This window comes from Chryseobacterium sp. ON_d1 (assembly GCF_006829085.1).
Taxonomy (GTDB): Bacteria; Bacteroidota; Bacteroidia; order Flavobacteriales; family Weeksellaceae; genus Chryseobacterium.
In genome coordinates this window covers 263,979-288,742 of the sequence record NZ_BJTC01000006.1, presented here as the reverse complement: position 1 = coordinate 288,742, position 24,764 = coordinate 263,979, and the positions used below count along the sequence as shown (strand labels likewise).

18 protein-coding genes are annotated in these 24,764 nt (G+C 37.5%); 4 read left to right on the top strand and 14 right to left on the bottom strand.

The window, feature by feature from the left end:
* Positions 1–22: 22 nt before the first annotated feature.
* The 3 genes from CRS_RS11835 (at position 23) to CRS_RS11825 (ending at position 2,513) form a co-directional block, all read left to right on the top strand.
* Positions 23–583 carry a DUF5606 domain-containing protein gene (locus CRS_RS11835; RefSeq protein ID WP_142724241.1) on the top strand — a complete coding sequence of 187 codons (561 nt, stop codon included), beginning with the start codon at positions 23–25 and terminating at the stop codon, positions 581–583.
* Between the two features lie 237 nt (positions 584–820).
* Positions 821–1,588 carry a nucleoside triphosphate pyrophosphohydrolase gene (gene mazG / locus CRS_RS11830; protein ID WP_142724240.1) on the top strand — a complete coding sequence of 256 codons (768 nt, stop codon included), beginning with the start codon at positions 821–823 and terminating at the stop codon, positions 1,586–1,588.
* 52 nt (positions 1,589–1,640) lie between these two features.
* Positions 1,641–2,513: a hypothetical protein gene (locus CRS_RS11825; protein ID WP_142724239.1), complete on the top strand. Its 873-nt coding sequence runs from the start codon at positions 1,641–1,643 to the stop codon at positions 2,511–2,513.
* 93 nt (positions 2,514–2,606) lie between these two features.
* On the opposite strand, the gene CRS_RS11820 is transcribed toward CRS_RS11825, so the two are convergent.
* Both CRS_RS11820 and CRS_RS11815 read right to left on the bottom strand, forming a co-directional pair.
* On the bottom strand, positions 2,607–3,329 hold the full coding sequence (locus CRS_RS11820) for a hypothetical protein (RefSeq protein WP_142724238.1): 723 nt from the start codon (positions 3,327–3,329) through the stop codon (positions 2,607–2,609).
* Positions 3,330–3,607: 278 nt separating this feature from the next.
* Positions 3,608–7,324, bottom strand: coding sequence for a metallophosphoesterase (locus CRS_RS11815; RefSeq protein WP_142724237.1), 3,717 nt, complete (start codon positions 7,322–7,324; stop codon positions 3,608–3,610).
* Positions 7,325–7,350: 26 nt separating this feature from the next.
* On the opposite strand from CRS_RS11815, the gene CRS_RS11810 reads away from it, so the two are divergent.
* Positions 7,351–8,526: a Pycsar system effector family protein gene (locus CRS_RS11810; protein ID WP_142724236.1), complete on the top strand. Its 1,176-nt coding sequence runs from the start codon at positions 7,351–7,353 to the stop codon at positions 8,524–8,526.
* A 147-nt stretch (positions 8,527–8,673) separates the two neighbouring features.
* Here CRS_RS11810 and CRS_RS11805 read toward each other — a convergent pair whose 3' ends face one another.
* The 12 genes from CRS_RS11805 to nuoF all read right to left on the bottom strand — a co-directional run bounded on the left by CRS_RS11805 (position 8,674) and on the right by nuoF (position 24,762).
* Entirely contained in the window at positions 8,674–10,986 is a 2,313-nt protein-coding gene (locus CRS_RS11805; RefSeq protein WP_142724235.1) for a GAF domain-containing protein, read from the bottom strand.
* A 216-nt stretch (positions 10,987–11,202) separates the two neighbouring features.
* Positions 11,203–13,668: a TonB-dependent siderophore receptor gene (locus tag CRS_RS11800; protein WP_142724234.1), complete on the bottom strand. Its 2,466-nt coding sequence runs from the start codon at positions 13,666–13,668 to the stop codon at positions 11,203–11,205.
* A 353-nt stretch (positions 13,669–14,021) separates the two neighbouring features.
* Complete coding sequence (locus tag CRS_RS11795) at positions 14,022–15,401, bottom strand: NADH-quinone oxidoreductase subunit N (RefSeq protein WP_142724233.1); 1,380 nt, start codon at positions 15,399–15,401, stop codon at positions 14,022–14,024.
* A 16-nt stretch (positions 15,402–15,417) separates the two neighbouring features.
* Entirely contained in the window at positions 15,418–16,911 is a 1,494-nt protein-coding gene (locus tag CRS_RS11790; RefSeq protein WP_142724232.1) for a NuoM family protein, read from the bottom strand.
* A gap of 2 nt (positions 16,912–16,913) precedes the next feature.
* Positions 16,914–18,827 (bottom strand): NADH-quinone oxidoreductase subunit L, encoded by a 1,914-nt coding sequence (nuoL, locus tag CRS_RS11785; protein ID WP_142724231.1) that lies wholly within the window; start codon positions 18,825–18,827, stop codon positions 16,914–16,916.
* Positions 18,828–18,829: 2 nt separating this feature from the next.
* Entirely contained in the window at positions 18,830–19,159 is a 330-nt protein-coding gene (gene nuoK, locus CRS_RS11780; RefSeq protein WP_002983557.1) for an NADH-quinone oxidoreductase subunit NuoK, read from the bottom strand.
* Between the two features lie 4 nt (positions 19,160–19,163).
* Positions 19,164–19,661 (bottom strand): NADH-quinone oxidoreductase subunit J, encoded by a 498-nt coding sequence (locus CRS_RS11775; RefSeq protein ID WP_142724230.1) that lies wholly within the window; start codon positions 19,659–19,661, stop codon positions 19,164–19,166.
* Complete coding sequence (locus tag CRS_RS11770; RefSeq protein ID WP_002983553.1) at positions 19,661–20,218, bottom strand: NADH-quinone oxidoreductase subunit I; 558 nt, start codon at positions 20,216–20,218, stop codon at positions 19,661–19,663. Before CRS_RS11770 ends, CRS_RS11775 begins: the two co-directional genes overlap by 1 nt.
* Positions 20,219–20,329: 111 nt before the next feature.
* The gene (gene nuoH / locus CRS_RS11765; RefSeq protein ID WP_142724229.1) at positions 20,330–21,394 is read right to left on the bottom strand and encodes an NADH-quinone oxidoreductase subunit NuoH; all 1,065 of its coding nucleotides are present in this window, start codon (positions 21,392–21,394) and stop codon (positions 20,330–20,332) included.
* An 88-nt stretch (positions 21,395–21,482) separates the two neighbouring features.
* Positions 21,483–22,481: a 2Fe-2S iron-sulfur cluster-binding protein gene (locus CRS_RS11760; RefSeq protein WP_142724228.1), complete on the bottom strand. Its 999-nt coding sequence runs from the start codon at positions 22,479–22,481 to the stop codon at positions 21,483–21,485.
* Between the two features lie 41 nt (positions 22,482–22,522).
* A complete protein-coding gene (locus CRS_RS11755; RefSeq protein WP_142724227.1) occupies positions 22,523–23,398 on the bottom strand; it encodes a hypothetical protein in 876 nt (291 codons plus the stop codon).
* A 5-nt stretch (positions 23,399–23,403) separates the two neighbouring features.
* Complete coding sequence (nuoF, locus tag CRS_RS11750) at positions 23,404–24,762, bottom strand: NADH-quinone oxidoreductase subunit NuoF (RefSeq protein WP_089697000.1); 1,359 nt, start codon at positions 24,760–24,762, stop codon at positions 23,404–23,406.
* Between the last annotated feature and the right edge of the window lie 2 nt (positions 24,763–24,764).

Sequence of the window (24,764 nt, the reverse complement as noted above, 5' to 3'; positions counted from 1 at the left end):
AGAATTTACAAAAAATAAAATTATGCTGTTAGAAAAAATAATTTCAATTTCTGGAAAACCAGGACTTTACAAATTAGTTTCTCAATTAAGAAACGGATTCATCATTGAAGATGTTACCAACAAGAAAAAAGTAAGCATTGGAAACTCAAGCCAGGTAAGTTTACTGGACAATATTGCCATGTTTACATTTGAAAAAGAAGTTCCTTTATTCGAAGTTTTTGAAAATATTGCTAAGAACAACGATTATAAAGAAACGATCTCTCATAAATCTTCAGATTCAGAGCTTAAGGACTTTATGCTGGCATCACTTCCTAATTATGATACAGAAAGGGTATATTCTTCTGATATCAAGAAACTGGCTCAATGGTATAACATTCTTCAGAAAGCAGGATATATCACTCCTGAAAGTTTTGTGAAAGCAGAACCTGAAACCTTAGAAGGTGAGCCTGCTACGGAAGAAGTAAGCATTGAAAAAGAAGCTAAGAAAGCGGCTCCTAAAGCAGAAAAGCCGGCTGCACCAAAAGTGAAAGCGACTTCAGCAGCAAAATCTGCTCCGAAGAGCACACACAGAAAACAAGGATAATTCATTTTGAATTAAAAATACAAGGCCTTGTCGGGAATTTCCTGACAAGGCTTTTTTGTTTTTCCAGACAGCAGATCATTGGGTGCTAATAGTCCCAACCTAACAGGTTTCGAAAACCTGTTAGGTTTACATATCAAATCTATCCGGATTTCTGCACTCTGCAACTTTTACTTCCAACGTTTGTAATGATGCCTGAATAACCCTTACATTTGTATAAGATTGAATTTCCCATTACTTATGAATACAAAACAGGAGAAACTAGAAGCATTTGGAAGATTACTGGATATTATGGATGATTTACGTGAAAAATGTCCGTGGGATCAGAAGCAGACATTAGAATCCCTTCGTCATCTTACCCTTGAAGAGACCTATGAGCTTTCAGATGCTATTTTGCAGAATGATTTACAGGAGATAAAGAAAGAACTGGGCGATGTCTTGCTTCACCTTGTTTTTTATGCTAAAATCGGTTCAGAAAAAGAAAGTTTTGATATCGCCGATGTTATCAATTCCCTGAACGAGAAGTTGATTTTCCGCCACCCTCATATCTACGGGGATACCCAGGTGAAAGATGAAGAGGAAGTGAAACAGAACTGGGAGAAATTAAAGCTAAAGGAAGGAAATAAATCAATCTTAGGGGGAGTTCCGAAAAGCCTGCCGAGTCTGGTGAAAGCCTACAGAATTCAGGATAAAGTAAAGGGGATAGGATTTGAGTTCCATGATGCAGAAGATGCCTGGAAAAAAGTGGATGAAGAGATTCAGGAATTTCACGCTGAAACAGATTTGGATAAAAAAGAACAGGAGCTCGGTGATGTTTTTTTCTCCCTCATCAACTATGCGAGAATTTCCGGAATCAACCCGGATTCTGCATTGGAAAGAACCAATCTAAAGTTTATTTCAAGATTTCAAAAGATGGAAGGGCTTGCCGAGGAACAGGATTTGAAACTGGCAGATATGTCTCTGGAAGAAATGGATGTTCTATGGGAAAAGGCGAAAAAACTTTCGTAATTCCCGATTGGAACAATTAATGCTTCTTACATTCAATTAAAAAATAAAAAATATGTTACGTTTTCTTATGTTACCTGCTTTACTTTTGATGAGCTGTAATCCAAAAGCTCAGAATTCCTCTGCTAAAGAAGATAAACTAAAAATACAATTCTCCTTACCTAAAAAGTTGAAGGAGGTTTCCGGAATTACTTTATCAAAAGATAAGAAAACGATCTGGGTGATTGAAGACAGAGGAAATAAAAATGCAATATACGGTTTGAGTGATCAGGGAGATATGCAGGCAAAAATTCCGGTAGAAAATGCAGAAAATACAGACTGGGAAGATATCATATCAGATGCTCAGGGAAATATCTATATCGGGGATTTTGGTAATAATGATAATGACCGACAGGATCTGGCCATTTTAAAGACAGATTTGAAAGACAGCAGGCAAACAGTAACAAAAGTTGTTCAGACCACAAAATTCCATTATCAGGGGCAGACTGAATTTCCTCCTAAAAAATCCAATCTGCTGTACGATTGTGAAGCCTTTGTAGAAATGGATGGGCACTTTTACCTGTTCACCAAGAACAGGAGCAAAGGTTTTGACGGAACTTTCCTGATATTCAAAGTTCCTAATAAAGAAGGTAATTTTGAAGCAAAATTAGTGGGGAAATTAAAGCTTCAGGGTGGTTATAATGATGCTGCTATTACGTCGGCTACCATTAACAGTACAAAAGATAAAATTGTATTGCTTACCCATAAAAATATTCATGTTCTTACCGGATTTACAGCTGATAGTTTCAACTCTGCAAAGATTCAGAAAACTCCATTAAATCATAATTCCCAGAAGGAAGCTGTTGTATTTCTGGATGATAAAACATTAATAATTGCAGATGAGAAAGGGAAGGACGAAGGAGGAAATGTATACACATTTTCTTTATAGAAGGTAATAAATTAAAAATTTAAAATCCACAGATTTTTCTGTGGATTTTTTTGAATATATGAATGTAATTGAAGTGATTGACGTTTGTATTGCTTACGGAGTAAGATAAGAAATATGAATATTTCCGCTGGATAATCTGAAATCCTGGGTATAACGGCAGCGTATCCTGAAGGTCTCTCCTGTGTTGAAAAAGTTAATGGATGAAAGATTATGGTTTAGGCCTGTTGTACGCTCTCCGTGCCCTGTAGATATGCCTGCAAGGGTTGTAAGTGCCGGAGATACTTTCTGTATATAAGAATTGGCTGTTCCTGCAGTTTGTCCTGATGGGTTTAAATTGAGATCATAGGTTGCATAGGGTACAATATTATAAAATCCAGGTTTTACTACTGTGAAAAGGCCTGTTGTAGAATTATAAGTCAAATAGGCTGTATCAATCTTATTACTCACATTGAAAACATAGGTCTGTGAATAACTTTCATGAGTATTGACAGGAGTAGAATGGGTACCTGTATAGCTTCCGCTTGCGGGGCTGATATCTGTTTTATTTCCCACGTACACCACTTTTAAAAAATTTTCAGATTCAATCGTTTTCCATACAGGAGTATTCCCGGCTCCGTTTGACATTAAGAATTCCCCTTTGTTTCCGGAATTTCCCTTTGTTCTGTCGTCTCCACCTACATTCAGGTCTTTAACGACCTGAAGTGAGCCATTGACATGTAAAGTATTCTGAGGAGTTGAAGTTTTAATCCCTATCTGTGCATTTGAATTAATGAACATAACAAATAATGCTATGTACAATAGCTTCTTTTTCATCATTTGTTGATTTTTGTTGCGGCAAATATAGAATGTTTTTTTATTGTCAATTTTTTAAAGAATTGACAATCATATTGAACTATGCGTAGTTTTGACTTATAGAGCTGAAAATATGGCTTTTATTTAAAAGCCATATTCTTTTTATCGGTAAAAAATGTGGGTTGAAAATTTGAAATATTAAATTTTATTAAAATTGGATTTTTTTATATCTGATCTAAAATACTTTAAAAGCTGTTTGGATATTGAATTTTCAATACTCATTAAATGGGAGCATGGAAAAATTAAAACTTCATTCCCACTCCGGCTGAAATTCTTCCGCCATCCGATCCATAGAAATAATTCAGTCTTGCAGACATCATTTCTACGATGCTCAGCCATACTCCGGCACCGGCAGACTGATGCCATTTTCTGGAATTTTCATTGTCATTCCATACCCGCCCGATATCATACCCGATAAGGATTCCCATATTGGCAGGAGCAATGTTATTTCTTACTCTTCCAAAGTCCCATCGGATTTCAGAATTATTCGTAAAATAAGATCTTCCTGAGAATCTTTCGTTCCTGAAAGCTCTCATGCCATTGTTACCTCCGATAGCTGCGGCCTGATAGAATTCAAAATTATTGTTATTGATCCACATCACATTACTGGAGTTGGCAAATACAAATTTCCCTTTTTTGTCTATTCTGTGATCTACAGCAAGTCTTCCTTTTACGGTTACAAAATTTTTGTTAAAATCAGAAAGTGTAGCTTTCCAGTCGGCATTAAGCATAAATTCAAGTCCAAGAGTAGGGAAAGCTGCATTATCAGCATTTTTATAGCCGAACGTGTAATTGGCTCCTACAAATTGCTGACTGTCAAATACACCTGGCCTTACATCCGGTGACTGGTTGATGAATCGGTCTGCTTTTCTCTGTACCTTATTATCTTCAAAAGTCAGTTGAAATTGATGACTTAGATTCATCCAGCTTTTCTGAGAGATGGAAGGAGCGAAATTGAATTTGGAAATCCTGGCTCTGTTGTATTCTCTTTCTGTATTTTCTTTGTCATAATCACTTTCATTGGAAAGTCCAAAAAAGTTTTGAGAAAATCTTGGTGTGGTATAAAATGCATCCAGATTTATATCCCAGCCTGAGATTGCTTTTTTAAACACACCTTTATAGGTAAGGCTGAATCCGGCTGTAGCTGTATAGAAGTTAGCTTTTAAGCTGTGTCTCTGAGTGAAGGGATCACGGATGAAATTATTTACAGTATAATTGGCCAAAACCCCGACAATAACCCCATCATCCGGGTTATAGTCCAAATTCGGATATCCGGCTACTGAGTTGTATTTTGGGTGTTTATAATTATAACTGTTAATGTCATAGTCATCAGTAATATTTTTGGTGGCATTTCTTGAGTTGTAGGTGTTCTTCTGAGATTTAAAATCGTAAATTTTTACTTTTCTGCCATCAGCAACATTGTAGGTATCGTGATTGTATCCGCCAATCAGTCTTATTGTCATTTTAGGTTTTCCGGACCCTACAACTTCATAGATGTCATCATCCTCCAATCCGTAAATCCACAATTCTTTTGTTTTTGAATCGTGATAGGTTTTTTCAAAGACAAGTTCGTGCTTATCTTTATCTTTTCCCAGTTTATATTGCTGTACAAGTACAGAATGCCCATTCTTGGTAATGACAAATTTATCAGGATGTATGGTTCCGGCCAGAGGAACTTTTTTCTGCAGCACATCATAATACTGAGCAGCATAAGTCTGCAGTTTTGTTTTTCTTATTTTCAGTTTTCTCTGTATTTCCGCAATGGTATCATCCTGAACTTCTTTCGGAAGGTTATGGAAAGCATCATCAATATCTGCATCCGTCAGGTGTTCCTGGATGTACTTGGCCTGTGCCTCCCATTCTCCCTGGTCTGAGCTTTTTAAGAAAACAAGATCCATAGGATAAGGCTCCATGGCAAGCCATTTCACACTGCTGATATCTTCTGTAAAGGTCTTCATATGCCGGATGGCCGGTACATTCATGATAAGTTTAAAGGCGGCACCGTCATACTTGCTGAATGCCTGGTCTCTGTCTTTTGGGATGGGTTTATAGATTACTTTATCGCCGGCCTCATATTCTGCCCATTTCCACTGATCAGAATGTCTGTCCCAGTCACCGATAAGCATATCAAATAATCTTGCTCTGATGTAAGATTCTCTGTCAACAGAATATTTACTGCTTTTGTTGAGATTCTTCAATACATCTTCTGTAGAAACGATATCCTTTGCGTGGTCCAGATATGCCAAGGTTTTCGGATCGGAAGAAAACCGTTCTTCAATCATATACATTTCATCCCCATAGTTTTCGTTATATCTTCCTAAGGCGTGCTGTTTGGGGATGTAATACAGTTTTGGATTACTGTGGAATATATTCAGCTTTTCAGACATATTTCCAATGGTAAACGGAGTAAAAGGATGGTTGGTTGTATAAAAATCCAGCAGAAATTTTTCAGGGAATGTATCGGCAAGCTCTTCTCCCAAAGTGCTTTTCTGGAAAGCCATATTGTTAAGAAAACGAATTGCGCTTTTTTTTACGCCCCGCATTACAAACTCCTGTCCGTCCGGAGCTTTCAGACGTAAGCTGTTGGATTGGTTTCCTCCTCCTTCTCTGAATGGGATATAGCCCCCGTTCAATTCTGAGAGATTGGCGGTAGGAGCTTCAATAGGAATACCGTAATATTTTCTGTAGTGATCCCCCCAAAGCCATCGGTAAAATTTTCTTTTTTCCGTAAGCTGTACAGGGTAAATCGTTGAAGAGAATGTTGGCGGAAAAGAATTAGGGAAATTATTGACAAATACATCAGGTTTGGAAATTACCGAAATATGAGTCAGTTTTTTGAGCTGTTCATTTTTAGTGGAAAAATACTCAACATCAGTACTTTCATCTTTTCTGAAATTTAAAACAGCAAAACCGCTTCCTCCGTATGAGAAGTCCGTTCTTTCTACAATAGTGGAAGGGTCTGTTTTAGATCCTGCACCACTGATAATCTGTCTCAGGTTTCCATCTTCGTGATATTGCAGGTTATGATCATGCCCGGACACGAAAATAATATTTTCATTATCCTGGACAATGCTTTTCAGCCTGTTAGCCAGATCTGCATAATGCTGGTTATTGAGATCTGCAGGGGTGGCTCCGGAGGAACTTCTTAATATATTGAGGAAACTGGCAATTCCGGGAGCAGGAATATTACCATTGAAAGGAAAAAGATGAGACCTTGCGGAGTTGAATCCTGCATGGGTTCCACTGCTGATGACAGGGTGGTGTAAAGCAACAATTATTTTTTTGCCCTGATTTTTAATGATAAGATCTTTAAACTCTGTAAAAAAATCTTCACGGGTTTTGATATTGCAGCTTTTGTTAATGCCAGGATAATTATCCCAGTTGGCAATTACCCATTCTGTGTCAATGGCAATAAGCTTAATATCTTTAGAGACATTGATGTCATCAATGGGGCATCCGTTTTTTGGAAGAAAAGCTTTTTTATCATCAAGATAATTTTTTACCAGTTTTTCCTGCTCATTTAATCCTTCCAGCCCGTTATACCAATCGTGATTTCCTGGAATTACAAGTGTTTTTCCTTTGAAATTTTTGGTGATTGCAAGCTGGTTTTCCAGTTTCTGCTTTGCCAGTGCATATTCTTTGTCTTTTTCTTTGGGCATCCCATTAGGGTAAATATTATCACCGAGAAAGATCAGTATAGAGTTGCTGTCGGCAGAATCCAGCTTGTTTTTCAGTAAATTCAATGTTTTCTGGGCCTGGGGTTCATCTGCATTTCCTGCGTCTCCAATCAGAAAAAGTTTAAAATCATTTTCTGATTTTATTTCGGAATCTTTTACTTCAAATAAGTTTTTGCCCTTTTGTACGTTATATGTAGCACAGGAATAAAGGACTCCTGCGGACATTACTGTTCGAAGAACAATAGAAGTATTTTTTAGATGAGTTTTAAAGGATAAATTCATAAATTTACATTAACAAAATTTCAGGGATGAGCATTTTACAAAAAGCTAAAAATTATGTTGAAATCTTATTCAAAGATAAGTTATCTTCAGTATATTTTTATCATAATTTTATCCATACTGCCTACACCGTGAATAAGGCAGAGGAAATCATGAAAAATACTCCTGTTTCTGAAGAGGATCAGGAGAAAGTACTCGTAGCATTGTGGTTTCATGATACGGGATATATAGAGTGCGCCCTGAACCATGAGGAAAGGAGTGTGGAGATTATGAAAGCTTTTCTGCAACAGGAAAATTACCCGGAAGACTATATAACAGATGTAGAAAAACTGATTCTGGCTACGAAAATACACTATGAGCCTCAGAATTTACTGGAAAAAATTGTAAAGGATGCTGATTTCAGCCATTTTGCGGGACACGATTATAATGATATCTCTGATGCTTTGAGAAAAGAATGGGAGCTTACAAATTTCAGGTGTTTTTCCAATGAAGAATGGAATGCCGGGAATCTGGATATGCTGAAGAACAAACATACTTTCTATACGGATTATGCCAAAGAAAACTGGGAGCCTCTGAAAAAGAAAAATATTAAGAAGATTGAGAAGAAGCTGGAGAAAGAAGAGGATAAGAAAGAAAATAAAAAAGATAATGCAGAAGGTAAAAAGGAAAAGGAGAAGTCAGACAGAAGTGTTGACACTTTATTCAGAGTTACACTTAATAACCATACAAGACTGAGCGATATTGCAGACAGTAAAGCCAATATTCTTTTATCAGTCAATGCCATTATTATTTCAGTTTGTCTTTCTGTATTGGTTCCCAAGCTGGATGCCCCTAAGAATTCACATCTTATTCTTCCGAGCTTCATCTTGTTACTTTCAAGTGTTCTAACCATCATATTTGCTATTTTATCTACAAAACCGAATGTGACGAAAACAACTTTTACAGCCCAGGATATCGCGAACAGAAAAGTAAACCTGCTGTTCTTCGGAAACTTTCAGCAAATGTTATTTGATGATTATAATAATGCTATGAAAGACCTTATTAAAGACAGGGATTATATCTATGATTCTATGGTGAAGGATCTGTATTATCTTGGTAAAGTCCTGGACAGGAAATATAAGCTTCTATCCATTACCTATAAGATCTTTATGGCAGGGATTATTATTTCTGTGCTGTCTTTTGGAGCGGCTTTTCTGAGTCTTTAACAGAGAGATATTTCCTGGAATTGAATAAATATTTCTGGTAGATGCTATTCTCGTAAAACGTCTAAATATCTGGTAAAATAGCAGTTTAGATCAGGATTTTATTGACCATAAAAAATAAATATATCAGGAGTGTATATTCCGGATTTATTATTCCTGTGGAAGTGTAAAAGAAACCCTTATTGCCAGCAATCCTGTAATTCCCTGCAGATCTTCTACCCTTAAAAATTCTACATCATGCTGTAAAACACCTTTCTTCTGAAGTTTGGAAATATAGTCAAGGTATTCCTTCTGATTTTCCATTCCGAAATAGACGATGGTGATTTTTCCGGGAGCGGTGATGCGTTCTGAAGAATCTTTGATATGGGCTTTATCCAGGCGTTTCTTGATAATTTCATAATAGGAATTATAAGCACCATCTACATCAAAGCGCTTTTCATCCATTCTGAAGCGGATGTCTATTTTTTCATTATACACAAAGATCAGAGAAGCAATATCCAATGGTATGGGAAGATCTTTTTTGAAAGACTGGAAGTCTAGTTCCATTTTACAGATGGTTTTCAGCTGCCAGTATCTCAGCTTATGAACCACTTTTGAGGTATAGTGAAGTTCAGGAGCAATGCTAGGACCAATGTACAGATTATGCTCTACGCCGTCTGACTTGAATCTTTCATAATAATGCGGGAAAATTTCCTGGGCCTTTACCTGGCTCTCGTCCAGCATATCTGCCAGCTTACGGTTGACCAGCGTAATAGAATCATCCAGGTTTTTTCTGTGATGATAAAACAGATCAGTAGGCGCAAATACTTGTGAAAAGTAATCTTTGATCTTCGACTTTATTTCTCTTGATGTTTTTATTTCCAGTTTCCCCTGCAAAAAAGGGTGGATTTCTTCCCTTAACAACCTTTGAAAACGCTGCTCGGTATCAGCTTTGATTTCGTTGTTCAGTTCATTTTCAAAAATATCCAGCGCCAGCATGAACTTCTCTGAATCCGAATTGGTGAGTGATAAAATTTCATTCAGTAATTCAATTTGCTGGTTAAGATCCTGAAGCATCAGATTAAACCGTTTTTCTGAAGAAGAGCGGATGTCCGAAACCCCGAACAATGGAGTAAGATTCTTAAATGAAATCTGTTTTAATGTATATATTTTTTTTCCAAGAGATGCGGTGAAATATTTTTCAGCTTCATTTCTGAATTTCCAGACTACACTATCATGGATGGTGGTGTATTCACGCTGAATAATAGCTTCTATCTGATAATTTTTTTCAAAATAAAACCTGTTCAGAGAGAAAAGAATCATATCGGTGAAAAATTCCAGCTTTTTCAGCTTCAAACCATTGAAACTGCCGGCAATAGGAGAAGTAAACTCCATAATTGCAAGAAGATCTCCGTCTTTCATGATAGGAATTACCATGAAACTGTTGACATTATTATCTTTTAAAATATTGAACGAAGGAAGCTTTTTGATATTTTCATCCAGGTTGTTGACATTAGAAACAACAATCGGTTTTGAATTGTGATTGAGATTATTAAAAGTACTTTTACGGGTTTCTTCATCAAAGGCATTGATCCAGAAATCCAGAATATGATTGGTGAGGAGGCTCTCGTATATCGGAAGTTTATCAAGTTTCTGTTCCTTTTTGTTGAAAGTCATCAGGCCAAAGCTGAGTTCAGGAACATCAAAGTACGATTTGAAAATTTCAGTCAGGTTTTCATTGGGATTCAAATCTTCAGGGTCAATCTCAATCATGCTTGATTTCAGATCGGAGAGTGCAACTTCAGAGGTACAATCTACCAGAGAAATAATTGTAAACCCTTTCAAAATCCATGATTGTGATGGAAAATATTTCTTCCACAGTTTAAAATCATCCAGATTTTCCAACAGCATATCCAAAATATCATCCGATGGAATTTTAGCATCTTCTGTAGGAGTGATTTCGGTAAAATCTGAGTTGACCGTAATTTTATAATGTTTCATGATTCCCTGCTTGTTGGGAATGTCATAATAAAACGGAATGGTACTTTTAATATCTTTTTTGAAATAACTCTGAAGAATAAGACAGCAGCAGAATACATAAAATTCATTATCTGAAATATTTCTCAGTTCTATTTCAAAATCTTTTCCGGCATCTTTCAGAATATCTTTAAATCTTTCTGTATAATTGAACGTAATATTAGAAAGAGGGATACTGGCCGCTTTTATTTCATTTCGGGTAAGACCTGTTGGAAAAAGATCAGCAAGGAGCAGTCTGATGAGGTCCTCATATTTTTCAAGAAGGGCAGTATCCTGAAAGCCTTCTCTGAGCTCTTTAAAATTTCGGGTACTCTCAATTAAAGATTCTGCATAGTTAACCCTATATTCCAATCTGTCATTATACCGGATATGCTCCAGAACATCCAAATATTTTTTGAATGATATATAAACCTGAAAAGGGGAATCTTTTTTATAGAGATTAGACAAGAGCTGAAATTTAAAGTAAAGTTATGAAAAAAACGCTATTTCCAAATGTATTTTGAATGGGTATAAATGATTATTCCCTTCTTTTTTGTTAGAGTTTTCATACATATTTTTATTTTGAACTGTTTATAAAGTGCAGATAAACGTTTTTTTTAAGAATTTGAAAAAAAGTTGTCCTGATTATTCAGGACAACTTTAGTATTTAAAAATATATGAACGTTAAAATTTAATATTATATCCCAATATAAACTGTGTTCCAAAAATACTGAAATGCTGGGCATCATAACTGGACTGCTGATATCTTCCGTTGAAGGTGACAGTATTGTAAACTTCATCATACGCTGTATTTGATGGAAGGTTCCGCAGTTCCCATTTAGGCAGAACATTAAATACATTCAGGATACCAAAGTTAATGGTGTTTTTACTGTTGATATTGTAATTGATGGTGATATCTGTAGTCATTCTTGGTCTGAATCTCAGGTAGGACTGTGATCCGGCATCAGGATCATTCCAGGCCAGATTAGCTCCCGGCATACCACTGTTTGCATAAGTAGCCTTTCCAAATAAAGTATTGTTGAGTGATATATTCCACTTTTGAATGGTATAATCTATACCGAGAACACTTTTTAAAGCTGGTCTTGAAGTGGTGGCTAATGCTTCCTCGGTTCTGTTAAAAGGAGCAGAAAGGTTAAGCCCGTTCAGTTTGTCTGAATTCTTCGTTATTTTAGAATGATTCATATTCAGGGCAAGATTAAAGGCAAGTTTGCCTTTTGCCAGGTCTATATTTCTATAATTGGCTACAAGGTCCAGGCCTATCGTTCTAGTGTCTACACCATTGATAAAAAAACTTGCGGCGTTCACATTGGTAATTCCTATATTGTTTAAAGGATCTAGAATTGTAGTTTTATCACTCATTCTGGAGCTTAGTAAGATTCTGTCATACACATTGATCAGATATCCGTCGATGGTTACAGAAAAGTTTTTATTGGGCTGAATTCCCAGTCCTAAGGTGAAATTGAGGGATTTTTCGGCATCTAATTTGGGGATTCCTACAGCTTTAGCTTCTTTACCGACATTATTAAACAGTCCCTCTGCAACGATTTTACCGTTAGCAAAAACATTCTGAATGGTAGAAAGATATACCTGTTGAAGGGTGGGAGCACGGAACCCAGTAGAAACAGATCCTCTGGCGACCAGTTTTTTTCCTATGATGTTTTGTCTTGCACTGAATTTCCAAATCAACGCATTCCCAAAATCGCTGTAGTTTTCAAAACGTGCAGTGGCATTAAATGTTGTGGCCTCAGAAATATCAAAGGCTGCATCTGCATAGACCCCAATATTATATCTTGAAAAAGTTCCGGAATTTTCCGGTGATGCTCCAGGAAAAGAAATGGATCCTGTCTGATAATAGGAAGCGGGATCTCCAGCGTAGATTTCATATTCCTCTTTTCTTGCTTCAGAACCAAATGCCAATGCAATATGTTCTGACAATCTTTTGGAAACATCAATATTTCCGATAATATTATTAAATCTGAAACCGCCAGGCTTAAAATTAATAGGACTGGATGCTCCTAATGCTGCATTGAAGGTATTTCCTACAGTATATAAAATTTTGTTTCCCCCAAAAGTTGTACTCAGGTCTATATTCCATTCGCTTTCTGTTTTGGTTTTGTATCCCAGAGTGGCTCCATAATCAGTAATGTCTCCAATAAATGTAGGGGTAAAGCCGTCGGATGAATTCAGGACATTAGCAGGATTTACCCAATAAGGTGTTCTGTGGTTGGCAAAGCTGCTTACCTTTTTGGTAGCAAATGAAGCATTTGCATATAGATTGGAGCGATCAGATACCGGTATGGAAGTATTAATCAAAAAACTTATACTGTTCTTTTTGGGATATGCATTTTTATTTTGAGCATCAGGGTATTTAGCTAAATAAGCATCTACGTCACTTTGACTGGCTCCAAATGTTTGTGCTTCCCAGTAAGAATTTACTTTTCCGTTTCTGTAGGCATAATCATTATTCTGAAGATTGGTGGAAAATGTAAGAAAGCCTCCGTTCTTAAATGTAGATCCGGTGATCAAATTAAAATTTTGCGAAAAACCGTCCCCTTTTGAATACAGCCCCAGATTGGCACTGGCTTCCGTAAAACTTATTTTATCTTTTAATATGATATTGATGACCCCGGCAATTGCATCAGAGCCGTATTGAGCGGAAGCTCCGTCTCTAAGGATTTCTATTTTTTTGATGGCAATAGAAGGGATAGAGGATAAATCGGCTCCCGTTTCTCCCTTTCCAATTGTATTTTGAGTGAAGATAAGAGAAGACTGATTCTTTCTTTTTCCATTAATCAAGACGAGTGTTCTGGATGATCCCATATTTCTGATTTCAAAAGGATCCAGTAATGAAGTTGCATCCTGCACTGCGGCGCTGGTAGAATTAAAAGAGGGAATCCTGTACTGTAATGCCTGCCCGACAGAACTATGGCCAGACGATTGAATGACAGCCGCATCTATATTATCAATGGGGAGGGGAGTAGAAATACTCGATCTGGGAGCAGTTCTGGTGCCAACCATCACTACTTCGTCCAGCTTTTTCGCGGTTACTGAATCTTTTTCCTGTGCTTGTGCCATGCCTATTGAGCATAATAAAAATGCGGCAGCGGCATTGTTGTTGATCTTCATCATTTCATGTTTTTTTTATTGTATTTTGTTGTAAATCCAAGACAAATGTATTGAATATTATATTGTTTTTTATTCTTTATTTTAACTTTTTTTAATACAATATTTTCATTGAAATATGTTAATCATTATTTTATTTTAATTTTTAATTAAATAAAAATATGTAATTGATAATTTTTATTTTTTGTGTGTTTTGGTCAATTTTTTTTCCAATGCATAGCATAGTAATTTTTTTTGAAACCTATTGGAATGATTAATGTATTGGATCGTTTTTTACACAATCACCTTCTATATAGGTACCAATAAATAAAACCTTCCAGCTAACTGGAAGGTTTTATATTGATTCGTTATAATGTTGTTTACAATCCGAACATATTCGCAAAGAAATCAGGGAAGATTCCCAAAATGATAATCAGTACGATTACGGCTACTGCAACAATATTGTAAGTAAGTGTTACTTTTTCTGATGATTTGAATGTTGATTCTTTAAAGAAGAACATTGCGATGATCAGCCTTAAATAATAAGCAATTGATAGGGCAGAACCTAATACTGCTACCAATACTAAGAAAGCTGCACCGTTCATAGCCTGCGAGAATAAAGCAAATTTTCCCATAAATCCGGCTGTTAGCGGAACCCCTGCCATTGAAAGCATAGAGATCGCAGCAGCAGTCGCTAATAAAGGTTCAGTTTTTGCCAATCCTTTGAATGCTCCGAAAGATGTCTCTCTCTTTAACTTCTCTACCCAGATAAGGCACATAAAAACCCCTACAGTAGATAAAGAATAAGCAAACAGATAAAATGCCAGATTGTAAGTGGAAAGGCTTGTCATTCCGAAGAATACCAATCCGATATATCCTGCGTGAGAAACAGAAGAGTAAGCCAACATTCTTTTTGCATTCGTCTGAGCAAGACCCATCACGTTTGCTAAAAGTAAAGTAATGATTAAGAATACTCCTAAAACATTGATCCATTCATGAGTTACTCCTGTGAAACCAAGAGTCATCAATCTGAAGAGAGCAAAGAATCCGGAGATCTTTACCACACTCGCCATAAAAGCTGTGATCAGTGAAGGTGAACCTGCATATACATCCGGGCTCCACATGTGGAAAGGGGCTAAAGCCACTTTAAATGCCAATGCACAAAGAATCAGTAATACTCCTAATATAAACATTACATTCCCTGGATTTGCCACTCCGAAGTCATGGATCTTATACAGATCAAAACTTCCTGTGCTTCCGTAGATAAATGCAATACCGAACAGTAAGAAACCTGTTGCAAATGCACCCATAAGGAAATATTTGATAGAAGCTTCATTTGATCTCAGATCAGTTTTGTTAGCTCCAGCCATTACATATAATGGGATAGAAAGGATCTCAATTCCTAAGAACATCGTCACCAGGTTCTGATATCCGAAAAGGATAATCCCTCCGCATAATGCAAACAGCATTAATGCATATAATTCTGACTGGTGGCTTCTGTGGTTGCTGAATGCAAACCCTCCCAGGAAGAATAATAATAAAGTTGTTACGATTGATATTTTAGTGAATAATGCAGTATTGCCACTGTACTCATACATATGCTTGTAATGATCGAAGAACGAACATTCAGGCATAAAACTTACGTACAATGCGATGATTAATCCCAAAATCCCAATGTATCTTGCGAATTTTCCTTGTTCAAAAACTCCTGAAAATAACGCAATAACTGCCGTTAGGAAAACAATAATTAAAACACTCATTTCTTAAAATATCAAATTAACTTACCATTGATTGGTAGATAAACTTCACCGAACTACTCACCATGTCGATTACCGGTTGTGGGAAAATACCTAGTAAAATCACAAAAACCGCTAAACTTGCCAATACAGAAAATTCTACACCAGATAAATCTTTTGCTGTACTTAAAACGGCTTCATCACCTTCTCCAAACATTGCTTTTCCGTAGAATCTCAATAAATATACAGCACAAAGAATTACTGTAAGACCAGCAATTACTGCTGCTGTTCCGTTAAAATCATAAACCGATTTCAACAAAATAAATTCCCCGATGAATCCATTAGTTAATGGAACTCCCATTGAACCTAATATAATGATCAGGAACAATACAGCAAACTTAGGCGCCACTTTAGCTAAACCACCCATTTGTCTGATGTCTCTTGATTTAAATCTCTTGTATAAAATATCACAACAATAGAATAATCCCACTACGTTGATCCCGTGAGCAAAAGTCTGGACCAATGCTCCTTCCGCGCCTTCTACGTTGAATGTTCCTCTGAGAGTCACTACCGCAGAAGCAAAGATACCAGCTACCATCAATCCTACGTGAGAGAAAGATGAATAAGCAATGATTCTCTTCATATCCGTCTGGATAATGGCGATCAAAGCACCATGAACAATACCTACAATAGCAAGGATGATCACAATCTGTCCTGAAATTCCGGCAATCGGAAGCGGCGTGATTGGAAGTAAATAACGCATTACACCATATACTGCCATCTTCAGCATGATCCCTGATAATAACATCGATCCCTGAGTAGGAGAGTAAGTATAGGTATCAGGCTGCCATGTGTGGAAAGGGAATACCGGTAATTTCACTGCAAAAGCAAAGAAGATAAACCAGAATACCACAGTCTGTTGTGTTTCGTTAAGCTGGGCGTTATATAAATCTGTTAAAGCAAATGATGCAGAGTGGTTGTACACATAGATCAATCCTGCTAACATAAATAATGATCCAACGAATGTATATACGAAGAATTTCGTAGTGAATTCGAACCTTTTATTCTCCTGTCCCCAAAGTCCGGCAATGAACCAAATTGGAATCAAAGTTACTTCCCAGAAAATGTAGAATAACAATCCGTCTAAAGAAGTGAAGACTCCTACAAGTCCGAACTGCATCAACAGAATCAATCCGTAGAATGTATTTCTGTAGTTTACATTTTCGTTGAAAGAAGATAAAATAATGATGGGAGCCAGAATATTGGTCAATAATAAAAGAAGCATGCTCATCCCATCGATACCGAAGTGAAGAGAGCTCTTCATAAATTGTGACCACGGATAATTGATCTCATGCTGCAATACGCTGTCTACTGTCGGATTAAAATCAAAATCCGAAAGTACATAGAACGTAAGAAGCATTTGTACCAATGCAATTCCAAGCGCCAAATATTTGCTGGAACTATTCTTCCAGGCAAAAACTAATCCCGAACCTACTAGAGGTAAAAGTAATAATGTTAATAATAAACAAGACATTATTATTGTAATAAAAAGTTAACAATTAATATAATTCCCACAGCTAAAGACATGATAAGAATATACGTCTCTACATTTCCGTTCTGTACACGCTTCATAGCTTTTCCGCTGTCTTCAGCACCATCACCTACAAAGTTTACAAAACGGTCTAAGATACCCTTATCAAACATTTTCCCTCCGCGTCCTAATCCTTCAACAGTTTTTACAATCAATGCGTTGTAAAGTTCGTCAACGTATAATTTTTTAGCAGAAAGCTTTTCCCATCCGGTGTAGCTCTCTTCTGCAACTGCCATTTTTTTCTTCTTTACATAAGTGTTTCTAACAATGAACCACACAGAGAAGAACATAATCACTGTAGCTGCTAATAAGATCATTTCAGTATTGAAAGGTACTCCTGAAAGAGTCGCTTCCATCTGGCTGAAGCTTTGTTCTGTAAGAACAGGCTTTAACCATTCCATCAGTTTGGCATAGTGACCATGGCCGATGAAGTGTGGCAGGTTGATAAAACCTCCGATTACAGAAAGAACAGCCAATACGATCAATGGTAATGTCATATTAGACGGGCTTTCATGTAAGTGGTGTTTTTGTTCTTCAGTACCTCTGAATTCTCCGTGGAATGTAAGATAGTACAGTCTGAACATATAGGTTGCAGTGATTGCCGCTAAAACAAATAAGATGACCCAGTAAATTGGGTTTTTAGCGAAAGCGGCCACTAAAATTTCGTCTTTAGAGATCATCCCTGATAATAAAGGGAAACCTGAGATGGCTAATGTCCCGATAAGGAATGTAGCGTGTGTAAGAGGAATATATTTTTTAAGACCTCCCATAAAACGCATATCCTGCTCGTTGCTCATCGCGTGGATTACAGAACCTGCACCTAAGAATAATAAAGCCTTAAAGAATGCGTGTGTCATTACATGGAACATTGCTGTTGTATACGCTCCAAGACCTAGAGCTATGAACATAAATCCAAGCTGTGAAACAGTAGAATATGCCAATACTTTTTTGATGTCGTTCTGACGAAGTGCATAGAACCCTGCCAATGCAGCCGTTAAGAATCCGATGAATAAAATACCTCCCTGAACAGTTGGTGCCAAAGTAAATAAGAAGTTGGATCTTACTACCAGATAAATACCTGCCGTTACCATCGTTGCCGCGTGGATCAATGCTGATACAGGAGTAGGCCCGGCCATCGCATCCGGTAACCATGTATATAATGGAACCTGAGCAGATTTACCGGTAGCACCGATGAATAAACTCGCTGTGATAAAGATGATCACTGTTCCGTCTAATTCAAATTTTGAAGCGTTTTCTGCTACAGAAAGATAATCTACAGCATTGGTCTGAGAAGCGATCATGAAGATACCGATCAATAACGCAAGGTCACCAATTCTGTTCATGATGAAAGCTTTTCTTGCTGCTTTCCCGTATTCTTCGTTAGTATACCAGAATCCGATCAGCAGGTAAGAACAAAGACCTACACCTTCCCATCCGATGAATAAGATAAGGTAGTTGCTTCCCATTACCAAAAGTAACATGGAGAAGATGAAAAGATTCAGGTAAGTAAAAAACTTGTAGAATCCTTTATCATGACTCATATATCCGATAGAGTATAAGTGGATCAGTGAACCGATACCCGTAATGATCATTACCATCATTAAAGAAAGCTGATCAATCTGGAATCCAAAATTAATTTGAACTCCGTTTACTCTAAACCATTCAAAAGCTTTTACAATGACAGGCTGGCTTTCAGAATTGAAATTCATGAAAAGACTTACCGCAATACAGAAAGACCCGAAAACTACTGCGGTAGCTAAAGATCCAACTAATATTTTTGGAAGATTTTTTCCGAACAGCCCGTTAATAAGAAACCCTAAAAGTGGTAAAAGTACTATTGCATATACTAGATTCTCCATTCTTATCCTCTTAATTTATTAAATATACTCACATCTACAGAACGGGTGTTTCTATACAGCATAGCAATAATTGCCAGACCTACCGCTACTTCAGCAGCAGCTACCACCATAATGAAGAAAACTAAAAGTTGTCCGTCGCCGTTGCCTTTGTATGCTGAAAAGGCTGCCAATAAAAGGTTTACAGAATTCAGCATAAGCTCTACACAGCCCAGAATCACAATAGCATTTTTCCTAAGCAATACTCCCATTACTCCCAGACAGAACAATACTGATGAAAGAATGATGAAGTAGTCCAAAGGGATGCTTTGTATAAATGTATTTACTTCTCCCATAATTTTATAAATCTTTTTTACCGATTAATACCGCGCCTACAATACCTGCCAGAATTAGAATGGAAGCAAGCTCAAACGGTAAAACATATTCATTAAACAAAAGTTTACCCAGATTTTTCGTAAGACCAACCCCTCTGTCTACATTTTCAACAACGATGTGGTTCTCTCTTATTCCTCTGAAAACACCTAATACTCCCACCAAAAGAATCCCAGCAGTAAAAACTCCAACAAATTTTAAAGTATTGTTCTTCTTACTTTCGTCTTGCTTATTAAGGTTAAGCATCATTAAGATGTAAAGGAAAAGTACCATGATGGCACCTGCGTACACTATAATCTGGATAATTGCAAGGAACTGTGCATTTAAAAGAATGTACATTCCGGCAATTGAAAACATTGTAACAATTAATGACAAAATAGCATATAAAGGATTTTTTGCAAACACAAAATAAACCGCACTTGCCACTGCTAAAAACGCTACCAAGAAAAATAAAAACTGATCCATTATTTTACCGCATTTTTTTGTTTCTCGGATTGTCTTGTCGTGATATCAATCCTTTCATTTATTTTTTCAACTAATTTATCTTTTCCGTAAATGAAAGAGCCTCTGTTGGTTTCCACATCTACCAATCTGTCGGTAAGATAGATGGCAGATTTAGGACAAGCCTCTTCACACATACCACAGAAAATACATCTCAGCATATTGATTTCATATACTGAAGCATACTTTTCTTCTCTGTAAAGATGTTTTTCCTCTTTAGTTCTTTCAGCAGCAGTCATTGTAATGGCTTCTGCAGGACAAGCTACCGCACAAAGTCCGCAAGCTGTACATCTTTCTCTGCCTTCCTCGTCTCTTTTCAAGACGTGCTGCCCTCTCCAGATGGTTGTTCTCGGCTTCTGTACTTCCGGATATGAATATACTGCGGGAGCACCCTTTATCACGGTTCTTACAGCATGCTTAAATGTAATCCCCATTCCTGTAAAGATCGCAGGTAAGTAGATTTTTTCAGCAAGGGTCATTTCTTTATTGGAAACAACTTTTGATCTGTTTGTAAGTTTCATTTAATTATAGATATTAGATGTTAGACACCAGATTTTAGACTAATCTTGTCTGTTATCTTAATTTTTAATATTCAATAAACAGGTTTTTAAAATCCGTTAGGTTTAGATAATTTAGTTTGCAAACGCTAAAATTACAGCTCCTGTAATTAACAGGTTTACCAATGCCATCGGAATTAATGTTTTCCATCCCAAGTGCATTAACTGGTCATATCTGAATCTTGGAAGTGTCCATCTGATCCACATGAAGATCAGAATTCCGATTACTGTTTTCGTAAGGAATGCAACAATACTCAAGATTCCTGCTGCATTTTCTCCCCAGTTCTGCGTTACCCATTCAATACCAGGATAGTTGTATCCTCCGAAGAAAAGAACCACCATAAAAGCATTGGAAATAAACATGTTCACATATTCTCCGAACATATATAAACCTAACTTCATAGAAGAGTATTCTGTAGAGTATCCTGTTACCAATTCAGATTCACACTCAGGTAAATCGAACGGATGTCTGTTGGTTTCTGCTAAAGCAGCTACAAAGAAAACAAGGAAGGCAACCGGCTGGTAGAAAATATTCCAGTTCAACCCGGAAACCCAAGGAATAACACCCCATAATTTTCCGGTAGTCTGGCTTTCAGTAATTTCTTTTAAATCTAAACTTCCTGTCATCATGATGATAGAAAGAAGCGCTAACCCCATTGCCAATTCGTAAGAAATCATCTGAGAAGAAGCACGGATAGCACCTAATAATGAATATTTGTTGTTCGAAGCCCAACCTCCGATCATGATTCCGTAAACACCAATTGAAGCCATTCCGATGATAAAAAGTACACCAACATCAATGTTGGCTACCTGAAGATCAAAAGACGTACCTGCAATATTTAAACTTTTACCCCACGGAATAACAGCTCCTGTAATCAATGAAATAAACATAACCAACGCAGGTCCCAATACGAAAAGGAATTTTTCTGCATTGGCCGGTGTAAAATCTTCTTTGAAGAAAAACTTTCCACCATCAGCAAGAGGCTGCAGCAATCCGAAAGGTCCGGCTCTGTTGGGACCGATTCTATCCTGCATGATAGAGGCAACTTTTCTTTCTGCCCAGGTAGAATAGGCGGCAATCGTCAGCGACAGCAGGAAAAGTGCTAGTACAAGTATAAGTTTAAATGTAAGTAAATCCATTTTTATTTAGATATTAAGATGTCAGATGCTAGATGTCAGATTTAATTTGCTGTCTGAAGTCTGGTATCTGAATCTGATGTCTTATTAATTATTTTTCGTCTTTTTCACTGATTTCTTTAGCCATCGGATTGTCTAAAACTCTTAGCTCATCTTTTGGCTTTTCGTAGTGGTTCAATGAAATTACAGAGTGTCTGTCGATATGTCTAGGACCTTCGATGTTCCAGTCTGATAATGACTTTCTTTCGAAACGGCATGTATCGCAGATGAATTCTTCCACTTCACCCCACTGGTCTTTTCTTGCAGTAACTCTTACAATTTCATCTCCTTTAAACCATACTACAGCTTTTCCGGAACACTTATCACATTTGCAAGAAGCGTTCATTGGTTTTGTAAACCATACTCTGCTGGCAAAACGGGCTGTTCTGTCCGTTAATGCTCCAACCGGGCAAACATCGATAACGTTTCCGATGAAGTCATTGTCTAAAGCTTTATTTAAGTACGTTGAAATCTCAGCGTGATCGCCTCTGAAAAGAATACCGTGTTCTCTTTCACCTGTCAATTGGTTGGCGGCCAATACACATCTCGCACAAAGAATACAACGGTTCATGTTCAATTTGATGTGTGGTCCAAGGTCATCGGCTTCGTAAGTATTTCTTTCGAATTCTGTTCTTGTATTTTCCACACCATGCTCATAACCTAAATCCTGAAGATGACATTCTCCGGCCTGGTCACAGATAGGGCAGTCCAGCGGATGGTTTACCAACAGGAACTCGGTAACCGCTTTTCTTCCTTCCTGAGCTTTCTCAGAAGTAAGATTTTTTACTTCCATCCCATCCATTACATTAGTTCTGCAGCTTGCTACCAATTTCGGCATAGGACGCGGATCTGCTTCAGACCCTTTAGAAACTTCTACCAGACAAGTTCTGCATCTCCCTCCACTGGTTTCTAATTTGCTGTAGTAACACATAGCAGGAGGTACAGATTTTCCACCGATTTGTCTTGCCGCTTCAAGGATAGAAGTACCTGGCAAAACTTCAGTAGTCTGTCCGTCTATAGTTATTTTGAATTTTTTAACTTCTTCGCTCATATTGTATGCTTTAAGCTTTATGCATTAAGCAATAGGCTTTGTTATTTATATTTCTTAGTATTAAATGTATATCCGATTCCTGCAAGGACCTGTCCGAAAACAAAATCCTGCTGGGCTTTGTCCGGCTTATTATTCAATGTAGTCTTAATGTCCCACATGTTGATATAACCCGCTTTTCCTTCTAATCTTACCATCACATGGTCCCAAAGTACAAGGTTAAGACTGGTTCTTATGTCAGTTCCCATACCTGCTACATGAAAACGGTCACTCCTTTCATTTCCAAAAAGCTTTACATTACTTTTCGGGAACATGAATCCGATTCCGGCTCCATAAGACCAGACAAGATCAACATTTTTCTTGTTGATAAGATTCTGATATCTTTCAAGACCTAAGTTTTCATAATTAAGTCCATCTGTATGTTCAAAAGTAAGGAACTTCTCGTCTGCCAGGTTTACCTGTCCGTTCTGTACCATTCCTGCATATTCAGGATCTGAAATATGGCCTTTGAAATTTACAGTCTGGTTCTGATCCATCACATATTTCATGTGGTCTATTCCCAAAACCAAAGCCCAGTTATCTTTAATAAAATATCCCGCTCTGAAATTGTACTGCACTACTGTAAACCATCCCGGATTGATATAAACAATTCCAAATTTGGTAGGTCTGTCCTGTGCAGATACATTATTCAGCTGAAAATCATAACCATTTCCTGTGAAACGGATATCAGAATTACTGAATGCTGCTCTGTTCCATCCAAAGAAAACGAACATCTGACCTTTTTTGCTTAAAGGTTCCGGCTTCTTTCTTGAAACCAATGCTCCTTTATCTGAACTTCTATCTATTAAAGAATCCTTCTCTTTATTTTGTCCGAAAACAAAACTCGACATCATTAAGCCGACAACCAACAATTTTTTCATTTCAACTATGCGTTCTTTTCTACAGCCGGGATAGGGTCAGCATAATGTGCCAATCCATAATTTTGTGTCTGAGACAATTCAGGGTTTTTCACGTGCCACTCAAATTCATCTCTGAAGTGACGGATCGCTGCTGCAACCGGCCAGGCTGCTGCATCACCCAACGGGCAAATCGTATTTCCTTCGATCTTTCTCTGGATATCCCAAAGCAGATCGATATCTTCCATTTTTCCTTCTCCTTTCTCGATTTTCTTTAAAATCTTGTACATCCATCCCGTTCCTTCACGGCAAGGAGTACATTGTCCGCAACTTTCGTGATTATAGAATCTCGCCAACGTCATGGTGTGCTCTACAATACACTGGTCTTCATCCAAAACGATGAAACCTCCTGAACCCATCATCGTTCCGGTAGCGAACCCACCATCTGCCAATGACTCATAGTTCATATATCTTGGCTCTCCGTTCACCGTTCTCAGCAATAAGTTTGCAGGAACAATCGGAACAGAACTTCCTCCAGGAATACAAGCCTTTAATTTTTTACCGTCTTTAATACCGCCACAATATTCATCAGAATAGATAAATTCCTCTACAGTGATGGTCATATCGATCTCATATACACCAGGTTTATTGATATTTCCACAAGCAGAAATCAGTTTCGTACCTGTAGATCTTCCAACCCCTATTTTAGCATATTCAGCACCGGTAATATCAATGATTGGAACCACTGCTGCAATAGATTCAACGTTGTTTACCACCGTTGGTCTCTCCCAAAGACCTTTTACAGCCGGGAATGGTGGTTTTAATCTTGGGTTACCTCTTTTTCCTTCAAGGGATTCAAGCAATGCAGTTTCCTCACCGCAGATGTACGCTCCACCACCTCTCTGTACATAGATTTCAAGATCGAAACCGGTTCCTAAAATATTTTTACCTAAAAATCCTGCTGCTTTGGCTTCTTCAATAGCTTCTTCAAGGATATCCGGAATCCATGAATATTCTCCACGGATGTAGATATAAGAAGTATTGGAACCTAAACAGTAGGAAGATATTAGCATTCCTTCGATCAATAAATGAGGAAGGAACTCCATCAGATATCTGTCTTTGAATGTTCCAGGCTCAGACTCATCTGCATTCACGACAAGGTGTCTTGGAACACCTTCCGGCTTTGCCAGAAAGCTCCATTTCATCCCTGTTGGGAATCCGGCTCCACCACGACCTCTCAGTCCTGAAGCTTTTACTTCTTCAAGAATTTCATCAGGAGTCATTTTCAAGGCTTTTTCAGCTGCTGTATAACCTCCCTGCTTACGGTAAGTTTCAAAGTAGCGGATACCTTCTATATGTGCGTCTTTAAGTAAAAGTTTTTTACTCATTG

What these genes read in the sequence shown, in the direction of transcription:
- CRS_RS11835 (WP_142724241.1), top strand. Translation starts at nt 23, where the DNA reads ATGCTGTTAGAAAAAATAATTTCAATTTCTGGAAAACCAGGACTTTAC.
- mazG (WP_142724240.1), top strand. Translation starts at nt 821, where the DNA reads ATGAATACAAAACAGGAGAAACTAGAAGCATTTGGAAGATTACTGGAT.
- CRS_RS11825 (WP_142724239.1), top strand. Translation starts at nt 1,641, where the DNA reads ATGTTACGTTTTCTTATGTTACCTGCTTTACTTTTGATGAGCTGTAAT.
- CRS_RS11820 (WP_142724238.1), bottom strand. Translation starts at nt 3,329, where the DNA reads ATGATGAAAAAGAAGCTATTGTACATAGCATTATTTGTTATGTTCATT.
- CRS_RS11815 (WP_142724237.1), bottom strand. Translation starts at nt 7,324, where the DNA reads ATGAATTTATCCTTTAAAACTCATCTAAAAAATACTTCTATTGTTCTT.
- CRS_RS11810 (WP_142724236.1), top strand. Translation starts at nt 7,351, where the DNA reads ATGAGCATTTTACAAAAAGCTAAAAATTATGTTGAAATCTTATTCAAA.
- CRS_RS11800 (WP_142724234.1), bottom strand. Translation starts at nt 13,668, where the DNA reads ATGATGAAGATCAACAACAATGCCGCTGCCGCATTTTTATTATGCTCA.
- CRS_RS11795 (WP_142724233.1), bottom strand. Translation starts at nt 15,401, where the DNA reads ATGAGTGTTTTAATTATTGTTTTCCTAACGGCAGTTATTGCGTTATTT.
- CRS_RS11790 (WP_142724232.1), bottom strand. Translation starts at nt 16,911, where the DNA reads ATGTCTTGTTTATTATTAACATTATTACTTTTACCTCTAGTAGGTTCG.
- nuoL (WP_142724231.1), bottom strand. Translation starts at nt 18,827, where the DNA reads ATGGAGAATCTAGTATATGCAATAGTACTTTTACCACTTTTAGGGTTT.
- nuoK (WP_002983557.1), bottom strand. Translation starts at nt 19,159, where the DNA reads ATGGGAGAAGTAAATACATTTATACAAAGCATCCCTTTGGACTACTTC.
- CRS_RS11775 (WP_142724230.1), bottom strand. Translation starts at nt 19,661, where the DNA reads ATGGATCAGTTTTTATTTTTCTTGGTAGCGTTTTTAGCAGTGGCAAGT.
- CRS_RS11770 (WP_002983553.1), bottom strand. Translation starts at nt 20,218, where the DNA reads ATGAAACTTACAAACAGATCAAAAGTTGTTTCCAATAAAGAAATGACC.
- nuoH (WP_142724229.1), bottom strand. Translation starts at nt 21,394, where the DNA reads ATGGATTTACTTACATTTAAACTTATACTTGTACTAGCACTTTTCCTG.
- CRS_RS11760 (WP_142724228.1), bottom strand. Translation starts at nt 22,481, where the DNA reads ATGAGCGAAGAAGTTAAAAAATTCAAAATAACTATAGACGGACAGACT.
- CRS_RS11755 (WP_142724227.1), bottom strand. Translation starts at nt 23,398, where the DNA reads ATGAAAAAATTGTTGGTTGTCGGCTTAATGATGTCGAGTTTTGTTTTC.
- nuoF (WP_089697000.1), bottom strand. Translation starts at nt 24,762, where the DNA reads ATGAGTAAAAAACTTTTACTTAAAGACGCACATATAGAAGGTATCCGC.